1 protein-coding gene and 1 pseudogene are annotated in these 1,837 nt (G+C 35.8%); both read left to right on the top strand.

From position 1 onward, the window contains the following. The first annotated feature begins 353 nt into the window (after positions 1-353). Positions 354-1,337 (top strand): pyruvate dehydrogenase complex E1 component subunit beta, encoded by a 984-nt coding sequence (locus EGI26_RS07475; protein WP_255077335.1) that lies wholly within the window; start codon positions 354-356, stop codon positions 1,335-1,337. Between the two features lie 147 nt (positions 1,338-1,484). Continuing rightward, a pseudogene (locus EGI26_RS07480) lies at positions 1,485-1,837 on the top strand (IS4/IS5 family transposase); the annotation flags it as partial.

A 1,837-nucleotide genomic window follows, 5' to 3' on the forward strand; every position in this document is an offset into this window, starting at 1 on the left:
ATTCGACCCCGAAGGGGTCGTACAACCACTGCAAAATTCTTCTTCTATAAATATTAAATTCCTTCGGAATTAAATCGAACAAATCAAAACCTTGAAATGGTCACATAACCCAAATTAAATTTATCCCATAAAAATTTCATTCCTTCTTATAGTAATGGATGAACAAACCCATAATCTCTTTTTAGGAAACATCAAATTATTGAATTTTAAACACCGAAAATATAACAATCGACAAAAATAAATTAACGAAATCACGCAATTCTACAAATAGATTTCGGAAATTGACAATAGCTTACTATTTTTGTAGACCAATTGGGGTCTTTGCCCAAAATTAATTTATTTATAAGCCAAAAATGAGAGAAATTCAATTTAGAGATGCTGTAAAAGAGGCGATGTCAGAAGAAATGCGTCGTGATGAAACAATATTCTTAATGGGTGAAGAGGTAGCTGAATACAATGGAGCTTACAAAGCCAGTCAAGGAATGTTGGATGAGTTTGGACCCAAAAGAGTTATTGACACCCCAATTGCTGAGCTAGGTTTTGCAGGTATAGGTGTTGGTGCTGCTATCAACGGCTGTCGTCCGATTATTGAATTCATGACTTTTAACTTTTCACTTGTTGCCATTGACCAGATCATCAACAGTGCTGCCAAAATAATGGCCATGTCAGCTGGGCAATATTCTTGCCCAATCGTGTTTAGAGGGCCTACAGGCAATGCAGGTCAGCTTGGAGCTCAACACTCACAAAACTTCGAAAATTGGTTTGCTAATACCCCCGGACTGAAAGTTGTTGTTCCATCAAATCCTTATGAATGTAAAGGTCTTTTGAAGGCATCTATTCGTGACAACGACCCAGTAATTTTTATGGAGTCTGAGCAAATGTATGGCGACAAAGGTATGATTCCTGACGGAGAATATATTTTACCTATCGGAAAGGCAAATGTTATACAAGAAGGCAAAGATGTTACGATTGTTTCGTTTGGAAAAATGATTTCAAGAGTGGTTTTACCAGCTATCGAACAATTAGCAAAAGAAGGTATAAGTGTAGAATTGATAGATTTGAGAACAGTAAGACCTATTGACTATCAAACAGTTGTTGACTCAGTAAAGAAAACCAACAGGTGTGTGGTTGTAGAAGAAGCTTGGCCATTAGCAGCTATTTCATCTGAAATAACATATCATTTACAACGTTATGCCTTTGACCATTTGGATGCTCCTGTTATCAGAGTAAACAATATGGATATTCCTTTACACTACGCCCCTACTCTTATTGAGGCTACCTTACCAAACGTTGCAAGGACAATTGACGCAGTGAAAAAGGTTATGTACAAAAAATAACATTTACGATAAATAGTATAAAAAAGGAGCTTTCGCTTAGTCATGGTCGGAAGATTAAATATCTTCCGGCCATTTTTTGTTATTAATGATTTGTCGTTGTCTTAGACTTATGAATTTGTATCTTTGGCTACGCTTTCTTAAAATCTAATGACAAATTTCAAGAACCACAAGGTATCAGTAAGCCAACTGATAGGGTTAATACCAGAGGCTTTATTAACCCACCTATCCTCTAATACGAATGTTGACTATTATACTAAAGTATTGCATGCCAAAAAGGTATTCTATCTACTACTTTATGGAATTCTAGACAATGAGAAATTAAGCCAACGCACTTTAGAAGATACTTTTAACGATTCGGGATTTAAAGTACTGTTTGACTTAGATGAAAGGGAAACCGTAGTCAGAAGCTCCATTTCGGAAAGGCTTTCAAAGATTGACTATCATTACTTTAAGGAAGTCTATGAGTTCATCTACACTACTTTTTCAGATTATTATGCTTA

This window comes from Lacihabitans sp. CCS-44, assembly GCF_024343735.1.
Taxonomy (GTDB): Bacteria; Bacteroidota; Bacteroidia; order Cytophagales; family Spirosomataceae; genus Leadbetterella.